The 18,753-nt window shown below is 55.8% G+C and carries 16 protein-coding genes; 12 read left to right on the top strand and 4 right to left on the bottom strand.

The window, feature by feature from the left end; all coding sequences use genetic code 11:
• Positions 1 to 204 precede the first annotated feature (204 nt).
• A complete protein-coding gene (locus SIC15_RS10620; protein WP_412535824.1) occupies positions 205 to 2,937 on the bottom strand; it encodes a LuxR C-terminal-related transcriptional regulator in 2,733 nt (910 codons plus the stop codon).
• 248 nt (positions 2,938 to 3,185) lie between these two features.
• Between SIC15_RS10620 and cysB the strand changes: the two genes are divergently transcribed.
• Positions 3,186 to 4,163, top strand: a complete 978-nt coding sequence (gene cysB, locus SIC15_RS10615) for an HTH-type transcriptional regulator CysB (protein ID WP_069183521.1) — start codon at positions 3,186 to 3,188, stop codon at positions 4,161 to 4,163.
• A 27-nt stretch (positions 4,164 to 4,190) separates the two neighbouring features.
• On the opposite strand, the gene SIC15_RS10610 is transcribed toward cysB, so the two are convergent.
• A complete protein-coding gene (locus SIC15_RS10610; RefSeq protein WP_412535823.1) occupies positions 4,191 to 4,913 on the bottom strand; it encodes a phosphoadenylyl-sulfate reductase in 723 nt (240 codons plus the stop codon).
• A gap of 232 nt (positions 4,914 to 5,145) precedes the next feature.
• On the opposite strand from SIC15_RS10610, the gene thrH reads away from it, so the two are divergent.
• Complete coding sequence (gene thrH, locus SIC15_RS10605; RefSeq protein WP_230706516.1) at positions 5,146 to 5,760, top strand: bifunctional phosphoserine phosphatase/homoserine phosphotransferase ThrH; 615 nt, start codon at positions 5,146 to 5,148, stop codon at positions 5,758 to 5,760.
• Between the two features lie 65 nt (positions 5,761 to 5,825).
• Here the strand turns inward: thrH and pabB are convergent, their stop codons facing one another.
• Positions 5,826 to 7,166 carry an aminodeoxychorismate synthase component I gene (gene pabB / locus SIC15_RS10600; RefSeq protein ID WP_412537608.1) on the bottom strand — a complete coding sequence of 447 codons (1,341 nt, stop codon included), beginning with the start codon at positions 7,164 to 7,166 and terminating at the stop codon, positions 5,826 to 5,828.
• A 420-nt stretch (positions 7,167 to 7,586) separates the two neighbouring features.
• Between pabB and SIC15_RS10595 the strand changes: the two genes are divergently transcribed.
• Both SIC15_RS10595 and SIC15_RS10590 read left to right on the top strand, forming a co-directional pair.
• Positions 7,587 to 7,994, top strand: coding sequence for a hypothetical protein (locus SIC15_RS10595; protein ID WP_412535822.1), 408 nt, complete (start codon positions 7,587 to 7,589; stop codon positions 7,992 to 7,994).
• Between the two features lie 156 nt (positions 7,995 to 8,150).
• The gene (locus SIC15_RS10590) at positions 8,151 to 9,107 is read left to right on the top strand and encodes a DUF6160 family protein (protein ID WP_412535821.1); all 957 of its coding nucleotides are present in this window, start codon (positions 8,151 to 8,153) and stop codon (positions 9,105 to 9,107) included.
• Positions 9,108 to 9,242: 135 nt separating this feature from the next.
• Here SIC15_RS10590 and SIC15_RS10585 read toward each other — a convergent pair whose 3' ends face one another.
• Positions 9,243 to 9,860 carry a hypothetical protein gene (locus tag SIC15_RS10585; protein WP_412535820.1) on the bottom strand — a complete coding sequence of 206 codons (618 nt, stop codon included), beginning with the start codon at positions 9,858 to 9,860 and terminating at the stop codon, positions 9,243 to 9,245.
• Positions 9,861 to 10,048: 188 nt separating this feature from the next.
• On the opposite strand from SIC15_RS10585, the gene SIC15_RS10580 reads away from it, so the two are divergent.
• The 8 genes from SIC15_RS10580 to prmB all read left to right on the top strand — a co-directional run bounded on the left by SIC15_RS10580 (position 10,049) and on the right by prmB (position 18,750).
• On the top strand, positions 10,049 to 11,083 hold the full coding sequence (locus tag SIC15_RS10580; RefSeq protein ID WP_412535819.1) for a DUF58 domain-containing protein: 1,035 nt from the start codon (positions 10,049 to 10,051) through the stop codon (positions 11,081 to 11,083).
• Between the two features lie 5 nt (positions 11,084 to 11,088).
• A complete protein-coding gene (locus SIC15_RS10575) occupies positions 11,089 to 13,170 on the top strand; it encodes a DUF3488 and DUF4129 domain-containing transglutaminase family protein (protein ID WP_412537607.1) in 2,082 nt (693 codons plus the stop codon).
• Entirely contained in the window at positions 13,163 to 14,194 is a 1,032-nt protein-coding gene (locus SIC15_RS10570; RefSeq protein WP_305966936.1) for a DNA polymerase III subunit delta', read from the top strand. The genes SIC15_RS10575 and SIC15_RS10570 overlap by 8 nt, the downstream gene beginning before the upstream one ends.
• A gap of 116 nt (positions 14,195 to 14,310) precedes the next feature.
• Complete coding sequence (locus SIC15_RS10565) at positions 14,311 to 14,661, top strand: PilZ domain-containing protein (RefSeq protein WP_008171779.1); 351 nt, start codon at positions 14,311 to 14,313, stop codon at positions 14,659 to 14,661.
• A 13-nt stretch (positions 14,662 to 14,674) separates the two neighbouring features.
• On the top strand, positions 14,675 to 15,625 hold the full coding sequence (locus SIC15_RS10560; RefSeq protein WP_412535818.1) for an alpha/beta fold hydrolase: 951 nt from the start codon (positions 14,675 to 14,677) through the stop codon (positions 15,623 to 15,625).
• Positions 15,626 to 15,716: 91 nt separating this feature from the next.
• Positions 15,717 to 16,532 (top strand): DUF4892 domain-containing protein, encoded by an 816-nt coding sequence (locus SIC15_RS10555; RefSeq protein WP_412535817.1) that lies wholly within the window; start codon positions 15,717 to 15,719, stop codon positions 16,530 to 16,532.
• Between the two features lie 5 nt (positions 16,533 to 16,537).
• On the top strand, positions 16,538 to 17,752 hold the full coding sequence (locus SIC15_RS10550; RefSeq protein WP_412535816.1) for a patatin-like phospholipase family protein: 1,215 nt from the start codon (positions 16,538 to 16,540) through the stop codon (positions 17,750 to 17,752).
• 95 nt (positions 17,753 to 17,847) lie between these two features.
• Entirely contained in the window at positions 17,848 to 18,750 is a 903-nt protein-coding gene (prmB, locus tag SIC15_RS10545) for a 50S ribosomal protein L3 N(5)-glutamine methyltransferase (protein WP_412535815.1), read from the top strand.
• Positions 18,751 to 18,753: the final 3 nt, after the last annotated feature.

The following is an 18,753-nucleotide window of genomic DNA, read 5'->3' as shown; positions in this document are numbered from 1 at the left end:
GGGGTTCTTTCGAACCCGGGCGTCGAAACAACGCGGAACAAGAAATCTGAAGGCCTGAAGTTTCAGAATTCCTGGTGAGGTTTCCCTCACCGTTGGAATAATCATAGGGGATTAGAGGGCGTAGTCGGATCGTCCAAAGGGCGTAGCGGGCTTAGATTGTTGGTGCAGAATGTGACGCCTGTCACATTTCTGACTGCCTCGAACTCAGGCTTCAAAAAGCCCGAGGTCCCGGGCGCGGGCCAGGGCCTCGGTCCTGCGGCCGACGCCCAGTTTGCCGTAGAGGTTCCGAATGTGGGCTTTTACGGTCGCCGGCGCGACCTTCATTTTCGAGGCGATTTCCTTGTTGGCATGCCCCTCATGAATCAAGGCCAGCACCTCCAGCTCGCGCTGGCTGAGTGGTTCGGGTAGCGCTGTTGGTTGCGGTGCCGGCTTATCAGCCGAACGGCTGGTTGGGGTTTCTCGAGTGTCAGAATTCACCTGTCTCGATTGGCTCTGATCAACAAGCATCTTCCTGAGATTAGTGTTCCAGCTGCCAGGGCCGTTCAGCGCGGGCAGCTTCAGCAGCAAGGCGCGAAGATCCGGGCTTTCCTCGGCAAACAGTCGCATGAACCCGGCCTCAGCGGCCAGATTTAATGCCCGGGTCAGCATCTGTTGCGATTCGTCGTTCCGCTTTTGCTGTGCCAGGGCCTCGCCATAAACCAACAGTATCTCCACCAGGTGACGGTTGTGGGCATTGCGTTCAGCCGGTTTCAGCAGGGCGCTTAGTATTTCCTGGGCACGTTCTGGCTGATTCAGTGCCACCAGTACACGTGCTTCGCTGATTCGGCTTTGTTCAAGGTGAAGCGGGTTGGTAAATTCGCCGTCTGCCCTGGCATCCAGGCAGGCCCTGGCTTTTTCCGGGTGGCCGGTGGCGAGATAGCACCGCGCAAGAAGGGCCGTGCTTGCCGGTGGTTCGAATACGATCTGTTCACGGCGTTTCCGGCCTGTCTGGGAGGCATCCTCCAGCGCCTCAATTGCCTCCTGAAGCTTACCTTCGCTGAAGGCAAGATGGCCACGAACGTACTGGATGATCACATGCTGCCCCGGTTCCGTGCCCCGCTCCACATGCTCCAGAAGCGGCTTCAGATGCATCGCTGCGAGCTCTGAATGGTTGCGCTCCCTGTGGATTTCACACAGGGTGCTGTTTTGCCAACAGGAAATGAGCCTTGGTTGGCTCGGGTCTGCGTAATGCTTATCCACCCATTGCCGGATGTCAGTGGAGGTTTCCAGCGCCAGATCGATATCGCCCCGGTTGTACTGAATCCAGGCCAACAGTCCGCCACTCGAGAGCACCGTGCTGGGTTTATGTTCGACCTGCCCGTATCGAACGGCTGACTGGAGTGCGTCCTCAGCTTCAGTAAGCTCACCCTTGCCATAGTAATCCAGGCCCAGTCCGTAATAGGTCACGGATTTCAACGGTATGCGGGTGTGATCTATCTCCCGGAGCACCTGGCGGGTGAGGTCGGCCGCGCTCTTGTCGTCACTCCGGGTACGGGCCAGATACGAGCGCATCAGCGAGATCTCACTCTGAAGTCCGAGAGCCCCTTCGGCATCCGGGTGTGAATCAGCCACCTGACGGTCGAGCAGATCCTCAAGGGCCGATAGCAGCGGTTCCAGAGTATCCACGCGGTTGGCAAAGAATAATCCCCAGATACGGAGCATCTGGAGTTGTGGGTTATCGTTGACCAGCGACTGTGGCAGGGCATCGAGCCAGTCCAGAACGGGCAGATGGTAGCCACCATGAATCAGATTGTTCCCGTGTTCGGCCAGTACCCGGGCGAGCCACGGCCAGTCCGTCTGACGGACGATCTGGGCAATGGCTTCCTGCACATGACCGTGGGCCAATAGCCACTCCACAGTGCGTTGCCAGAGGCGCGTTGCCTTTTCCGGTTCTGTATGACTGATCCTGAGCAGCAGCGCATCCCGGAACAGATCGTGATAGCGGAACCATTCGTTACGAGTATCCAGTGGAATCAGGAACAGGTTCTGACCCAGAAGTCTCTCAAGCATTTCCTGACTGTCGCTGGACTCGCGGATTGAATCACACAGGGAAGCGCAGAGCCGGGGGCAGCAGGCGGTTTCAAGCAGGAAGTCCGCAATATCCCGGGGTTGTTGTTCCAGCACTTCGCTCAAAACATAATCGCTGATGTAGCGCTCATCCAGATTTATCTGGCTCCCTGACTTCGCAGCTTCCTTCCCGGAGAATGTCGAAGACAGGGCCGAAAGCTGCATGGCGGCCACCCAGCCCTCGGTTTTATGGTAAACGGTGTGGACATCTTCGTCTGAGATCTGAAGCCCCATGGTTTCGCGGAAGAACTGCCGACACTCGCCCTCTGAGAAGGCCAACAGGCCAGGGTGGATATCCTCAATCCAGCGGCGGACGCGCCAACGTGCGAGCGGCAGGGGCGGCTCTGTTCGGGACGCCAGGGTGACCAGGATTCCCGGCGGCAGATAGTCGATGAAGTAGGCAAACTGCCGGTGGATAGCCGGGTTTCCAACAAAGTGGAAATCGTCCAGTACGAGGCCCCACGCACTGCCGTCCTGAGCCAGGATATTGATCAAACCGGTGATGGCCTCAGTAAACGACTCGTCAGACTGGTGCGCCAGCTGTTTACGCAACTCGGCGGCGCCGTTCAGCCCGGCCTGTTCGAAGGCGCCGATAACGTATTGCCAGAAACGCCTGGGCTCATCATCGTGCTCGTCCAGAGATAACCAGGAGGTGGGTGAGGTAACTCGTGCGCACCACTGGGCGACCAGTGTGGTCTTTCCAAACCCGGCTGGAGCAATCACCAGGTTCAGTCGTTTGGGGCCATGGGGCTCGAGCAGGTCGCTCAGGCGGTCGCGCTTGACTGCGCGAGCATCGGAGGTAGGCCTGAGAAACTTGGTGGTGAGCAGCATGGATTCCCTGGATATATGGAGTATGGAATTGCCCCGGCTGGGCATTAGGGATTGTGTCTTTTGTAATGACCAAGTCAAGGGCTATGAAACTACGTTCTCTTCGGCAAGGTTTTATCAATGACTACGTAAATGCATTTTTGGTCTAAACTGTGTGAAAGTAGTCGCCTATATTAAAAAAGAATGAAAGCCTGTATTTTTATGCGTATTCTTCTACCAGGTCCTTCGATCTCCAGGGAGCAGCAGATTCAATGAAACTACAACAGTTGCGCTATATCTGGGAAGTTGCGCATCACGATCTGAATGTGTCCGCAACCGCCCAGAGCCTCTTTACGTCGCAGCCCGGTATCTCTAAACAGATTCGCCTGCTGGAGGACGAATTGGGGTTGGAAGTGTTTGCCCGCAGCGGCAAGCATCTGACCCGAATCACGCCGGGCGGCGAAATCATTATTCGTGAGGCGGGAGAGATCCTGCGGCGGGTTGAGGGCATCAAGAAAATTGCCCAGGAATTCAGCAACCAGCGCAAGGGCGATCTGAGTATTGCCACAACCCACACTCAGGCGCGGTATGCGTTGCCGCCGATCATCAGCGGTTTCATTGAGGAGTACCCTGACGTTTCCCTGCATATGCATCAGGGCACGCCGATGCAGATCTCCGAGATGGCTGCCAGCGGCGCGGTCGACTTTGCGATTGCGACCGAGGGCATGGAGCTTTTCAACGATCTCATCATGATGCCTTGTTACAAATGGAACCGGAGCGTCATTGTTCCCAAGGATCACCCTCTGGCCAAACTGTCGGAACTGACGCTACCGGAGTTGGCGGAATACCCACTGGTAACCTACGTCTTTGGTTTCACCGGTCGATCCAAGCTTGACGAGGCGTTCCAGTCCCAGGGGCTCACGCCCAAGGTTGTCTTCACGGCTGCGGATGCGGACGTTATCAAGACATACGTAAGGTTGGGTCTTGGCGTCGGAATTGTCGCCAGCATGGCATTTGACCCCAAAACCGACACGGACCTGGTCGCGCTTGATGCGCGCAAGCTGTTCCGCCCCAGTGTCACTCGGATTGGTTTCCGGAAGGGGACTTTCCTGCGGGGGTATATGTATGACTTCATTCATCGCTTTGCTCCCCACCTCACCAAGGATAAGGTGGACGAAGCTGTGTCCCACCAGGGCAGCCGGTCTGAAATCGAGGAACTGTTCAAGGATGTCGAGCTCCCCACTCACTAGAGAGTGAGCGGGGAGGCTGCGCCCGGGTTATTCCCGGGCGATCAGGTTGCCGGCGTGCAGGCCGCATTCTTTCTGGGTGGCTTCTTCCCACCACCAACGACCCTCTCGCTCGTGTTGTCCCGGCAGGACAGGGCGGGTACAGGGCTGACAGCCGATGCTCACGAAACCCTTTTCGTGCAGCTCGTTGTAGGGTGCCTCGGACATCCGGATGTAATCCCACACCTCCTTTGAGGTCCAGTTTGCCAGCGGGTTGAACTTGACCAGTGTTCTTTTATCGGTCGAGAAAGCGGTGTCTTCCTGAACAACCGGGACGTCATTGCGAGTACCGGGGCTCTGGTCCTTGCGCTGACCGGTAATCCAGGCGTCGACTGTTGCCAGTTTGCGGCGAAGGGGATTGACCTTGCGAATGCCGCAGCACTCACTGTGTCCATCCTCGTAGAAACTGAACAGGCCTTTCTTGTTGACCAGATCCTGAACTTCCTGAGCATCCGGGAACAGAACCTCGATCTCTATCCCGTAATGTTTTCGCACCCGTTCTACAAATTCGTAGGTCTCCGGGTGGAGACGGCCTGTATCGAGGGTGAAAACCTTCAGGTTGTCAGTCAGTTTGTGCGCCATTTCAATCAGAACAACGTCCTCAGCACCACTGAAGGAGATGGCGATGTTGTCGTACTTCTTTAGAGCAGTTTTGAGAATCGAACGGGGGCTCTGGCCTTCGAGCTCTTCCCGCAGGGTTTGAATATCGGTCATGGCCCGGCATTGCCTTATTTTGGTGTGCAAGGAAATCTAAGTTGATAAAAAGGCTATCATTAAACGCCTAATATCCTGAAGGAATGACAATCTATATGGTTATTCCGCGCATAAAAGCCTGGCTTTACACTTCCACGATGCAATCCCGCCCGGTTTTTCTTATCATACGCTCCGAATAGCGGCAGACGCACTTACCGTGGTCGCCCTTAACCAATTGAAGCAGGAGATCGTTGTGGAACTGGCATGCCTTGACCTTGAAGGAGTATTGATCCCGGAAATCTGGATCGCGTTCGCCGAAAAGACCGGTATTGAAGAGCTCAAGGCCACCACCCGCGATATTCCGGATTACGACGTACTGATGAAGCAGCGCCTGAAACTGCTGGACCAGCACGGTTATGGCCTGCCGCAGATTCAGGAAGTAATCGGTGAGCTGGATCCGCTGCCCGGCGCCCGGGAGTTTCTGGATTGGCTACGCGAACGTTTTCAGGTGGTGATTCTTTCTGACACCTTCTACGAATTTGCCATGCCCCTGATGAAGAAGCTGGGTTACCCGGCGCTGCTGTGTCACAAGCTGGAAGTGGCAGATGACGGCCAGATCACCAACTACTTGCTCCGCCAGCGCGATCCCAAGCGCCAGTCAGTCAGGGCATTCCAGTTGCTGAATTACCGTGTGATTGCTGCAGGGGATTCCTACAACGACACCACCATGCTGGGGCAGGCGGAAGCCGGTATTTTGTTCCATGCACCGCAGAACGTGATCGACGAGTTTCCGCAGTTCCCGGCGGTTCATAACTTTGAGGATCTGAGGCAGGAGTTTCTCAAGGCCAGCGCTATTCACAACGCCTGATAGGAACACTGACACTGGGGTCAGAAGAACGCTTTCTTCTGACCCTATGTTCACCCGAATTCAATTCACTCGATTACCAACTCTTCCAGAAACCGCATCAAAGGCCCGACTTTGGCGAGCGTCTCCTGATACTCGGCTTCAGGATCCGAATCCGCAACAATACCGCCACCACCCCAGCACCGAATGTTGCCCTGGCCGTTACACAGCATGGTTCGAATCGCAATATTGCTGTCCAGCGTACCATCCAGTCCGCGATAGAAGATCGAGCCGCAGTAGGGCCCACGCCAGTGGGGTTCCAGCTCACGGATGATCTCCATCGCCCGTATCTTCGGCGCTCCGGTAATGGAACCACCAGGGAAGGCATCGAACAGGGCCTTCATAGGTGAGATGCCGTCTGCCAGCACGGCGCGGATGTGGCTGACGAGGTGATGGACGTTGCGGTAGGACTCCAATGCAAACAGCTTGTCGACTCTCACGCTTCCAGGTTTTGCGTTCAGGCCCAGATCATTGCGTAGCAGGTCTACGATCATCAGGTTTTCGGCCAGGTCCTTTTCGGACTCTTCCAGTTCAGTTGCAAACGCTGCATCGCTCTCAGGAGTGTCACCCCTCGGCCGGGTGCCCTTGATGGGGCTGGTGGTGACGGTTCGATTGTGTATTTCTAGAAAACGTTCCGGGGAAACTGAGAGGATGGAAGCCTCTCCGGCACGAATGAAACCGCTGTAGGGCGTCGGGTTGGCATCCGAAAGCGCCTGGAATGCTTGCCAGGGATCACCTGTGAATTGGCCGGAAAATTCCTGCGAAAGATTGGCCTGGTAGCAATCTCCGGCTTCAATGTATTGGCGAACTTTTTCCACGCTCGCCCTGAAGCCGTCCGGTGTTTGCCTGGGCTGAAACGGAGAATTCATCGCCCAACCTGTGGTTGCTGCTGGTTCGTCTGCGCATAACCAATGCTCAAGTAAATTTCTCGTCTCATCCGGGCAGCCCGGATGAATCCAGAGCCAATATTGATCTGTTTTGCGATTGTGGCTGGCAGTCCAAAGATAGAACCCTGCGGAGATGAGGGGAGCACCCACAGGTGGACACAGCTGTCTGAGACGACCTTCCCGCACATATCCAAGTTCATAGCCGAGGAAGCCAATCCAGCCACCGGACAAACATTCCGGGTCAGGCTCCTGTTCAATCTGGTACTGGCGGACGAGGGTTTCCATGCTCTGGGCAAGTTGATCGGAGCAGAAATCCGAAGGCACAGGGTATTGGAGCACTTCTGAGGCGAGAGCCCTGGCAGAAAAGCCGCTGAAAACTCCACGGGCCGGGCCGTTTCCGACACTCCCGATATAGGCGAAATCCGCTTCCCGGCAGGCATGGCTGAGCAAGCGATGGTAGGCCTCCTGGGTGAGTTCACGCATGGTTGCCGGGTTCAAGGTCCCTCCGGATTCTTTGAGAAATGATAAATGGAACACAAAACGGGCGTTGTAGGTTTTGGGGACTCGCTGATCTAATGAAAATGCTCTTTACGACTAGTGTCGGTCTACCAATTGATGGGCATTCTAGCCGAGTTAGAAGAGTCTCCCCAGTATAAAAACTAAATTGGAAGGCTTCTCCCGGATGGGAAGTCAGAGCATTCCACGCCATATGGAGTAAATATGACGATGTACAGAATACGGACTAAGTGCGTGTTTCTCGTTTTTCTTTTTCTAACTTTGTTTTCGCTAACTGCAAGTTCCCAGGAAAACATAGCGAACGATTCTGGCATTTTGTCGGACGGCAAGCTCACGAAGGAGGAGCTAGCGGCAGCAATGTTAACAGCAGAGAAGGACCTTACGTCCATGCTTAAAGCATCCATGTCTGATCTGGAGCAGGAGTTAGAGAGCTCTGCGATTTTTGGGCCCGGGGCATGGATGGTTCTTAAAGATCGCAAACTCAAAAAAGTTACGTTGGACGAGAAGTCTGAAAATGCACCTCCTTCAGCGAAGCTGCAAGTTTTCAGGGCTAGCCTGCGGTCTCTGGCTAGGCACAATAAAATTGATGCCGCGTTAATTGTTTATCCAGGCACCATAACCAAAGAAGGTGAGAAACAGAGGGTTGTAGTAGTAGAGCATGAACATCGACTGGGCATCTCAGGCTTGAAATTGATTCCTCTTGAGTTAGACCAAGGGGATGTCTCATTTGGAGCTGCTATGTCGCAGGAAAAGTCATTTCAGATCTTTTATGACCAGAAGAAAAAGGGTGTCTGAGTGTCAGGCACAAGCTGTAGCTTAGTCTTCCGGAACTGTGCGTTCATTCACGGACTCGGACTGTAAAACAATCTTAAATGGAGGTGTGAGGTTACAGAACTTCACAAAAATAAAACTCGGAAAACAATCAAAAAGAGTTTACTCAAGGAGATAATAATGAAAGGCCTGAAGAAACTTGCTCTTGCTACAGCAGTCGCTGCTTCCCCTTTCGCAGCAAATGCAGACCTCAAGGCGTTGGATGATAGCGCAATGGGGAACGTAACTGGTCAGGCAGGTGTAACTATCGAATTGGAAACCCGCGTTTCCATCGGCGAGTTCACCTACACCGATGAAGGTACCTTCGCGGTATCTGACATCGAAATCGGTGGTGCCAATGCGAGTGGTCTGATTCCTACAGATCCAAACACGGGTGACCCCGTTGCTGTTCCTGGTTTGGCTACTCAAAGCAACCTGCTGGACGACCTGAAGATCGATATTGACGTTGCGGCAGATGGCGACGCAGTTATCCATGTTGGTTCAAACACAGGCGCGCCCATCGACTGGGGTATGCAGGTTGGCGAGATGTCGCTACGCGCTGCGGATAACTCTGAGAACACCACCCTCATTTCCGACATGAAAGCTTGGGGTCTGTTGGGTGCTCTGGATATTCGCGTTGACACCACGGACGTCGCAGCTGGTGCTAACACTGGCACTCTGAACCTGGATGTTGCCTTCACTGTCGAGCAAATGGACTTTGAGGTAGACTTCCTGGCGGTTGGCATTACCGGCCTGAGCATCCAAGGTGCAAACGCTGGCGGTCAGACATACACTGACGCAGAGATTGCTGCGCTTCTGAACGATGCAAACGGTGAAGATCCGGTACTTGAAGGCACCCTCGCTGCGCTTGCTTCCGGCAATAACGGCGCGAACAAATCCTTCGCGGTTGCCCGCCTTGATGTATATAAAGGTGACAATCTTGATGGGTCACGTGCGGATGTCCTGCGCGTAGACGTTGACGATGTGCTGATGGATGTGAACATCCAAGAGACCCGTGTTGGTGGAACTAACATCGGTACTATCGGTATCGATAACCTCCACATCTCCGACACCAAGCTGGCTGTATACGGTCACTAATCTGACCTAACGCCAAATTTGGTGAAACGCCCCGCTTCGCGGGGCGTTTTTATTGGCCAAAAGAAAACGCAAGCCAACAAAAAAACGGCAGCCATTCCGGGCTGCCGTTTTCAAATCGAATCAACTTACTCTGCGTTACTGATCCGGCACCGCAATAGAAAGATCGAACCCGCCACCCGGCCGCGGCGTCAGTGTAATCGGTCCTTCATTAATAGCCTGCGGAACCTGTATCTGATCAATCCCCGGTGGATTACCGATACTGAAATTCAGGTTCTGGCCATCAAAGCCAATTCCCAATTGATCGTTAAGAAACGTCTGTGTGAAAGGCTCTTCCGGAATCTGTGCTTGCTGGCCAAAAATGATCGGTGGAATCGTTGGCGTAAACTCGGCCGGCGGCTGTGCCCTGGCGATTTCTTCCTGGGGCAGGAGCAGGGCGCGCCGGAGAAATTCCTCTTCTGCGCTTTCCAGGGCATCGGTTTTGCCCTCGTCAATATACCGCTGTAGTGCGTCCCGGTAGGCTTCCTCTTCCGCTTCGGACAGGACTGGTTCGCCAGGGGAGATCGTGAGTGAGCGCAGAATACGTTGCCGATCGGCGTCAGATTCCTTCCGCTCCTTGGGCACAACGATAACGGCGGAATCCTTAACATAGGTTTCCACCATCTCGTCCGAGGTCATGGTCTGAACGCCACCAAAGGCAGGTAAAGCAACAACCAGACCGCTGATGGCGGTGGTGAGCAGGTGTCGGCGTTTCATATTCTGGCCCCTTTTGTATAAAAAATACGCTCCCTGAAGCGAGTATTCGGTTTGTAGGACAGGAATTCAAGCTGGAAGGTCCGGGATTGTGATCAAAATCGTCGATTTTTCGGTACTGTTACTAAACACAGCAAAAACATGCTCGAATACCATGAACTTTTTCGGCATCCCAGGGCCTCAGTGACACCATGAAAAAGCCGTTCACAAACCGATTTCGTCGCTGGATCAACCGCCGCATTCCGCGGTCCGATCTTCAGACCTTCAGTCAAAAAAACATTTTTATCCTGCCTACCGGCGCCGGCCTGGTATTTGGCCTTTTGCTGGTCATCATGTTGCTGACCGGAATAAATTACCAAAATAGCCTTATCTACTTGAGCACCTTTTTATTGGGCGCTGTGTTTGTCGGCGCCATGCATCAGACCCATCGAAATCTGTCCGGCCTTGAGCTCACCCTGATTCAGCCAGGAGAGGGCTTTGCTGGCGATGATATTCCTTTCCGGCTACGCCTGAAGGCAGGGCGGGATGACGCCATCGCCATCCTTCTCTCGTGCGAAGAATCGGGACTTGCTCCAGTGCACGTCCATTCAGGCGAGGCGCAGGATGTCACTCTGCCGGTTCATTCCGCTCATCGGGGCTATTTGCGTCCTGATCGGGTTCGAATTGAGACCCGGTTTCCGTTCGGCCTGCTGAAGGCCTGGTCCTGGCTTCGGCCAGTGTCTGCCGGTGTTGTATTTCCGAGGCCGATTGAGGCGCCAGAGGCATTCAGCACGGTCGCGGATGGCGATGAGTCTGCCGAGGCAAGATCTGTCGAAGGCAACGATCACGCCGATATACGGCCGTGGCGGGAAGGCGATCTCAGCCAGCGGGTGCTCTGGAAACGATTCGCACGAACAGGGCAAATGGTGGTCGCTGACTGGGAGGGCGAACAGGGCAGTCCCTACTGGCTGGATTTTAACGCCTATCCTGGAGCAGACCATGAATTGCGGTTGAGTTACCTGGCGTTTCTGGTGAATGAGCGGGGGCGTAGTGGCGTGCGGTTCGGGCTGAACCTCCCGGGCCAGATCATCGAGCCGGACTCTGGCCCAGCCCATGTGGCCAGGTGTCTCCGGGTATTGGCGACCTGGGGCGAGGAGCGGCCAAGGGATGCGGTGGCCGAGCCCCACGGAACGCGGAGGAAGCCCAAGGATGGGGCGCAAAGGTGGGCTGCGGAGGGTCAGGCTTGAGTATTCTGGACCGCCTGCGAGGCAAAGAATCAGACGATGCTAGCGGGAACAATTTGCCCTCGAGGGCTCTGCTCTGGCTGATCGCCGGTTTTGGTTTGCTTCTATTGCCCCAATGGGACCGTTTGCCCGTGTGGCTGATTGCCGCCTGTGCCGTACTGGCGGCCTGGCGGTGGCTTGCACAGTATGGGCGTGTGCGGCTTCCCGGTCGTTTGTTGCGCACAGGCATTATGCTTGTGCTGATTGGTGTCTATGTCGCAACGGTACAGGGGCGGTTTACGGTGGATACCGCCGCTTCGTTTTTTGTGCTCGCTGTGGGCCTCAAATGGCTGGAAACCCGTTCAGTTAGGGACTTTTATGTCCTGTTCTTTATTCTCACCTATCTCGCTTCCGTGAATTTCCTCTTCCACCAGGAGATTCTCTGGACATTGGTCAACTTCACGGGGATAGCGCTGCTGCTTGTCGGGTTGCAGGTGCTGAACGCACCGGAACTCCCCAAGGGAATGACGTCTGTTTGGCGCAGATTGGGCGGTATGTTCCTGAAGACATTACCGATCGTCATTCTATTGTTCGTCTTTTTTCCCCGAATGTCCCCGCTGTGGAGCGTTCCGCTGGTTTCGGGTGAGGCCCGCACCGGTATCAGCGACACCATGAGACCCGGCGACATTTCCAATCTGGCCCAGAGCAGTGAACGGGCTTTCCGGGTAACGTTTGGAGGCGAAGTGCCCGCCTATCGCGACCGATACTGGCGCGGCCTCATTCTCGACTATCTGGATGGAGAGACCTGGCGCCAGGGGCAGCGAGAGGGTTTTCGTCCTCTCGGCCGCGTAGCGGTTGATGGCGGGATAGGAGACCTGGAACCGAATCAGTATGACGTCCTTTTGGAGCCAACCGATCAACGTTGGGCCTTTGCACTTGAAAACTCGCGTGCAGTCTCGGATAACGTCTTCGAGGGTATGGCTGACCTTTTCCGGTTTCGGCGGCCAGCTGACAGCCCGGTTCGCTACCGGTTGGCGTTGGAGGAAGAGGGTTCATCCCCTGAGCAGCAAAGCCCTGCCCAATTGCGGCAGTACCTCCAGTTGCCGGCGGAAGGCAATCCCAGGGCCCGGGAATTAGCCGGTGAGCTTCGCCGTACGATGGGTGATGAACAGGTCGTCAGGGCTCTCCTGCAACGATTCCGTGAACAGGAATATTTCTACACGCTTAGACCACCTGCCATGCCCGATGACGGCATTGATTCCCTGTTGTTCGACGAAAAACGGGGCTTTTGCGCCCACTACGCAGGCGCCACCACCTTCGTACTCCGGGCTGCGGGCATTCCCTCGCGAGTTGTGGTCGGTTACCAGGGTGGAGAAAGCGGGGCCGGCGGCGATTACCTGATCGTGCGCCAGTACGACGCCCACGCCTGGGTTGAAGCCTATATTGATGGGCGAGGTTGGGTGAGGGTCGATCCTACAGCGGCCATTGCGCCGGACCGGATTGAATCTGGCCTTCGGGATGCCGTTGCCGAAGAGGGATCTTTCCTGGAAGACAATTGGGCCTCACCCCAGCGGTACGCCGATGTAGCCCTGGTGCAATGGGCAAGCCTGCAGCTGGATCGCATCAACTACCAGTGGCAGCGCTGGGTGGTCGGTTACCAGGGCCAGACCCAGATGGATTTTATGTCTCGGTTACCCGGTGGGTTCGGCATGCGGGAGCTGGGGTACATGACGGCAGGTATCGTTGGCGCCGGCTTGTTGATTGCCGGGTTGATTTCGGCGCTCCAGATGCGCCGGGGAGAACGGCGAGACGCGTTTCGGAGAGTGGTTGATACCTGGTATCGGCTGTGCGCCAGCGCCGGGGTGCCTGTTCGCCATGGTGAAACGCCATCGGTGCTGGCGTCACGACTGGCGAAAGCAGAACCGGCCGCGGCAGATTCGGCCAGGCTTTTTGCCCGTATGGTCAACAGCCATTACTATGGCGCTGCTAAAGACGAAAACGGGGGTGAACAGGTAAAGCGAATGCGCCGTCTCCTCGCCACTATGAAGCGTCAACTGCGGAAGCGCCCGCTGCGCAGATCCAGGACTCGGACAGGAAAATCCAGTGACTGACATTGCCCAAGATATGCCGTGGCTTACCCGCGCCTGGCAAACCGTGCAAAGCCGTGTAGCGGAAGATCGACTCCCGCACGCCCTGATCCTCGTGGGAGAGCGGGGAATCGGTAAGCGGGCCTGGGCCGAGGCTGTTGGCGGACTGTTGTTGTGTGAAAAGCCTGTGAATAGTGATGCGGGTAAGCCGGTTGCCTGTGGGCACTGTAAGCAGTGTGAACTCCTGGCGGCTGCCAGCCACCCTGATATCCGGGTTTATGCGCCGGAAAAATCCCGAATGGTGAAGGTTGATCAGGTCAGGGCGCTTTCGTCTTTTGCAGTGGCCTCTCCGCAGGTGGCCCATCACAAGGTGGCGATCATCGATCGGGCGGACCAATTGAATATCAACGCGGCGAATGCGTTGCTCAAGACCCTGGAAGAACCGCTGCCCGATGTCACTCTGATCCTGTTGCAGGAGAGCGGGCGTCCTGTCCTGCCTACCATACGTTCCCGTTGCCAGACGTTGACTGTTCCTGTGCCGGGCAACAAGGAAGCTAATCAATGGCTCGCCAGCCGCGTGCGGGATCTGCCAGAAGACGACCAGCCCTCTGCTGAGGTGCTGGCAAAAGCCCTGATGCTCGCCGGGAACGCGCCGAGGCTGGCCCTCGACTATGCTACCGGTGATTTTATTGGCCTTCGCGATACGGCTCTGGAGCGCTTCAAGGAGTTCATGAAATCCAGAATTCCGGTGGGCGAGGCCGCCAAGGCGTTCAAGTCGATGGGGCTGGAGGATACCCTGTGGTTGTTTGAGACCTGGGCCGCCGACCTGGCCCGCCTGATAGCCGGCGGAAGTGCCCAGGATAGCGAAGCCGCTGATATGCTCGGCTTCCTTGCCAGAACCACACCTGCCTGGCGGGCCCATGAATTGCTCGATATGGTAAAGGATTCAAGGGCAGCGGGTGTGTACAACGCCAGCCCGGAGCTGGAAGCAAGTCGGCTTCTGATTGCCTGGCAAAAGCTGATGCCAGTCAAACGCCCTGCGGCATAGGTGATCATTGCCTGCAAGATTGCGCCTTTGGGGGCAACAGCTGCTATGATTCCGGAATGAAAGGGATTTTCAGATCCCGAAAACGTTCAATACGATCTTAGAGAAAGGTGTCAGTTATGGGGCCAGGATTTGGCGCGCGCAGTGGCATACTTACCCTGACAATCAAGGACAAGGCAGTGCTCTATGCCGCATACATGCCTTATATCCGCCAGGGTGGTCTGTTTATCCCGACCCAGAAGCAGTATCAACTGGGCGACGAGGTGTTTCTGCTTCTTAACCTGATGGATGAGCCTGAAAAGATCCCCGTTGCCGGCAAGGTCATATGGATAACGCCCAAGGGGGCCCAGGGTAACCGCGCGGCGGGCATCGGTGTCCAGTTCAATGGTGACGATGAAACGGCCCGGACCAAGATTGAATCCTATCTGGCAGGCTCGCTGAGTTCCGATCGCCCAACCCACACAATGTGAAGGCGGGAGTCGGATGAACGATATGGTGATTCCCACGGAGGCTTCCGGCAGCCAGCCAGAGCCTATCGGCACTCAGGGAACTACTCCGGCATTCCGGGAGTCAGCCTGGAAACTCCGGCACATCACCCTGGCCGGTCTCAGTTGGCCCTCCGAGCCAGAGAGTCATGACAATACTCCTATCCTCATGCTGCATGGCTGGCTCGACAACAGTCTTACCTTTGTAAAGCTGGCACCGGAACTGACATCCCTTGGGCCGGTTTACGCCCTGGACTTCGCCGGGCATGGCCATTCCGGACACCGCCCGGAAGGCCAGAGTTATCTCTTGATGGATTATGTTGCCGATCTGGCTGAACTGGTTGAGCGCTATTTCCAGGAAACCCCGCATGGCAGGATCAACATTATTGGTCATTCCCTTGGTGGAATTGTTGGCGCCCTGTACGCGGCAGCGTTCCCGGAACGGGTTCAGAATCTTGTGATGATCGATAGCCTGGGTGCCCTCAGTCGGCCGGTCAAAGAGACCATTCCCCAGCTACGAAAGGCCATCAAAAAACGCATTGCAGGCTCAGGTAAGCAGGTTGTATACCCGGATATCGCCACCGCAGCCAAAGCCCGCGAGGGCGGATTGAGTCCGCTCAGCCCCGAAGCTGCTCTGACCCTGATTCCACGTAATATGAAACCCCAGGGGGATGGTTACGTCTGGCAGACCGATCCCCGGCTGCGACATCCCTCGCCGCTGATGATGACCGAAGATCAGGTATTGGCCTCGCTGGCAGCGATAGACACCCGGGTGCTTTTCGTCAGAGCCGATCAGGGTCTTTTGTCGTACAGAAAGGACCTGGACAAACGTGCGGAAGCCATTGCGCACCTCCAGATTGCGAAAGTCCCCGGGGGTCACCACTGCCATCTTGATGGCGAGACCGGTCCGGTAGTAACAGCCATCAGACAATTCCTGGAAAATGAGTAATCGCTTGCTGAAATTATTGTTCAAACGTTTTCTTGTTCTAGCTCTCGGTTTCTTGGCGTTTTCGACTGTCTCACAGGCTGCGCCAGAAGATATGCCCGAGGCGTATCCGCAATCGACGCTTGAGGGCACCGTCCGGATTCAATCCTCGGGGCACCTGGTCTTGTTCAGCCCTGTAAGAGAGATCAATAACGAAATCCGCTCCGAATCCCTGGCTCGGCTACCTGTGACTGGCGAAGGGCGCCTGTATCGGATTGCCCGGGACTCCAGTCGGGAAGAGGCGCGGGACCATTATCTGGGTCTGTTGCGGCAGAGGAATGCCCAGATTCTTTTCGAGTGTTCCAGCATCCGGTGTGGACGAAGCAACGTCTGGGCAAACCAGATTTTCAACCAGGCCGTTCTCTATGGGCGGGATGCAACGCAGGATTATCTGGTTGCCGGCACCGTTGCGGAGGATGGCTCTCGCTGGCTGACCCTGGTTTATACGGTTACCCGGGGCAACTTGCGGGAGTATGTCTGGGTGGAACACCTGAAGGTGGAATCCGGAGCTATGATTCCGGGATTTGGCATTGGGACCAGTCGAGTTGAGGGGCCGATCATTGTGCCCTGGCAAGGTGGTATGACCTATCGGTTTGACTGGCAGGCAACGGACCGCAGACGGGTGACCGACCTGGCCCGTGAAGAGGGTACAGTGGTTGTCCTGGTGGGCTATTCTGTACTGGAAACCGATGAATCGTTCGCTGAGTCGATGGAGCGTGCCCGTCTGGCCACAGAGTCGCTTGCGGAGGTGCTTTCGAAGACAGGTGTTTCACGCAACCAGCAGGAGATCATCGTGGTTGGCCCGGCAGGTGTCTTCAGTGATCCAGACAGGCAGGGCGATCGGGTAGAAGTGATAGTGATTACGAGGTAATGGTCATGGGCCCAACAAAGGACGACGACAAAGAGCAGAAGGACAAGCCCCCAGAGCACGATCCTCAGGACAATGTCTCCAAGGTCCTCAAAAGCTCGGATGTTTCTTCCACGCATGCACCGGCCAATCCTGAAAAAGGGGATAACCGAAACAAGCCGCGCAAGACCGTCGCCCTGACGCTGGGAAGTGGCGGGGCCCGTGGGTATGCCCATATCGGTGCCATAGAAATACTGGTAGAGCGTGGTTACGACATTGTTGCCATCTCTGGCTGCTCCATGGGGGCATTGATAGGCGGCATGTTCGGGGCCGGCAAGATGCAGGATTACAAGGACTGGGTTACGGGGTTGGGCCAGTTTGATGTCCTGAAGCTGCTGGACGTTACTTTCAATTCTGTTGGCGCTATTCGCGGAGAGAAGATTTTTTCGGTGGTCAGGGAAATGCTGGGTGACACCCGGATCGAGAACCTGCCTATCGCTTTTACCGCTGTCGCCACCGATCTGCTTGCCCACAAGGAAATCTGGTTCCAGGAAGGCCCGTTGGATCAGGCCATTCGGGCCTCAGTGGCCATTCCAAGCGTTGTTACGCCCCTGGTTCTCAACGGCCGGGTTCTTGTTGACGGGGCCTTGCTCAATCCGCTGCCAATCATCCCAACCATATCGTCCCACGCCGATATGATCGTGGCGGTTAATCTCAGCGGTGAGGATGACCGTAGACGGCGAATTCCGGACGCCGCATTTTCGCCTGTGGAAGATGATCAAACGGATATGGACGAGTGGGTGGATACGATCCGCGAGAAAGCGTCGCGTTGGTTCGACTGGGACACCCTGAAATCCCTGACGGCCCGAAAGCCGGACAATGGCGACAGCCCGGAAGAAAAAATCAGCCGAGCCGTGCATAAAAAAGAACATCAGAAGCAGCACGACAAGAAACCGAGTGACAAGAAGAGCCAGGAAGAGCACGAAACCATCGATTGGGACAAGCTTGGTATCGGGAAATTTGATGTTATGAACCTCACCATCGAGACGATGCAGAGCGCGTTGGTGCAGTACAAAATTGCCGGATATCCACCCGATTTGCTGGTTAATATCCCCAAGAATGCCTGTCGGAGCTACGATTACCACAAAGCGCCGGAGTTGATTCAACTGGGCAGGGAGCGAATGGCAGCTGCCCTGGATCGGTACGAGGAAAGCCGTAACAGCTCCGGCCCGATGGCGATCTGAGGCAATTGGCGACAGCCGTTGCGCGTGGGCTGCAGTTGGACGGATAAACAGCGTATAATCCTGCGCTGACACGCTCTCGCACAGGATTTATGTTTGTGACCAGCCCCATTGACGACCTTCACAGCGTTCGGGATTACCTTCGCTACGCCTCCTCAAAGTTTGCCGCTTCGCCCCTGTTTTTCGGCCACGGAACGGACAACGTCTGGGATGAGGCGGTTCAGCTGGTCATGCGTAGCCTGCATCTTCCTCTCGAAAACAACACCGTGTTCCTGGATGCCCGGCTGACCCGCGAAGAGCGAGAGCTGATTCTGGAAAGGGTTGACCGCCGGGTAAACGAACGAGTGCCATTGGCCTACCTGTTGGGAGAGGCCTGGTTCATGGGCATGCCGTTCCATGTGGACCAACGGGTACTGGTTCCGCGCTCTCCCATTGGTGAACTGATTGAAAACGGTTTTCAGCCCTGGCTGGCGGACAAGCCGGTTGAACGGATCCTCGATCTCTGTACGGGAAGCGGCTGTATTGGCATTGGTGCTGCGTCCGTTTTCATCGAAGCGGAAGTGGTCCTCTCGGACATCTCCGCAGATGCGCTGGAGGTAGCGGAATCGAATATTGAACTGCACGGAGTCCGGGGACGGGTTCGTACCGTACAGTCGGATGTCTTTCAACATATCGAGGACCGTTACGATATCATCGTGAGCAATCCGCCTTATGTTGATGCGGAAGATCTGTCTGGCATGCCGGATGAATACCGCCATGAGCCTGAACTCGGCCTTGCCGCAGGCAAAGATGGGCTGGATATCGCCCACCGCATTATTGCTGGTGCGGCTGACCATCTTACCCCAGGTGGACTTCTGGTTGTGGAGGTTGGTAATAGCTGGGTGGCAATGGATGAGGCCTATCCTGATCTTCCGCTGACCTGGTTGGAGTTCGAAAATGGCGGTGATGGCGTCTTTCTGATTACCGAACCGGATCTGCGTCAGTGGCAGGCATCCAGTTAATCT

This window comes from Marinobacter sp. MIT932201 (genome assembly GCF_047123295.1).
Lineage (GTDB): Bacteria > Pseudomonadota > Gammaproteobacteria > Pseudomonadales > Oleiphilaceae > Marinobacter > Marinobacter salsuginis.
Note: the sequence above shows the minus strand (reverse complement) of the source record. Positions and strands in the feature narration are given on the sequence as shown.

Bases quoted from the DNA above. Each gene is read 5' to 3' on its own strand.
- SIC15_RS10610 (WP_412535823.1), bottom strand. From the start codon at position 4,913: ATGACCGATATTCAAACCCTGCGGGAAGAGCTCGAAGGCCAGAGCCCC.
- SIC15_RS10550 (WP_412535816.1), top strand. From the start codon at position 16,538: ATGGGCCCAACAAAGGACGACGACAAAGAGCAGAAGGACAAGCCCCCA.
- SIC15_RS10595 (WP_412535822.1), top strand. From the start codon at position 7,587: ATGCTTAAAGCATCCATGTCTGATCTGGAGCAGGAGTTAGAGAGCTCT.
- SIC15_RS10585 (WP_412535820.1), bottom strand. From the start codon at position 9,860: ATGAAACGCCGACACCTGCTCACCACCGCCATCAGCGGTCTGGTTGTT.
- SIC15_RS10620 (WP_412535824.1), bottom strand. From the start codon at position 2,937: ATGCTGCTCACCACCAAGTTTCTCAGGCCTACCTCCGATGCTCGCGCA.
- cysB (WP_069183521.1), top strand. From the start codon at position 3,186: ATGAAACTACAACAGTTGCGCTATATCTGGGAAGTTGCGCATCACGAT.
- SIC15_RS10560 (WP_412535818.1), top strand. From the start codon at position 14,675: ATGAACGATATGGTGATTCCCACGGAGGCTTCCGGCAGCCAGCCAGAG.
- pabB (WP_412537608.1), bottom strand. From the start codon at position 7,166: ATGCGTGAACTCACCCAGGAGGCCTACCATCGCTTGCTCAGCCATGCC.
- SIC15_RS10580 (WP_412535819.1), top strand. From the start codon at position 10,049: ATGAAAAAGCCGTTCACAAACCGATTTCGTCGCTGGATCAACCGCCGC.
- SIC15_RS10590 (WP_412535821.1), top strand. From the start codon at position 8,151: ATGAAAGGCCTGAAGAAACTTGCTCTTGCTACAGCAGTCGCTGCTTCC.
- SIC15_RS10555 (WP_412535817.1), top strand. From the start codon at position 15,717: ATGCCCGAGGCGTATCCGCAATCGACGCTTGAGGGCACCGTCCGGATT.
- SIC15_RS10565 (WP_008171779.1), top strand. From the start codon at position 14,311: ATGGGGCCAGGATTTGGCGCGCGCAGTGGCATACTTACCCTGACAATC.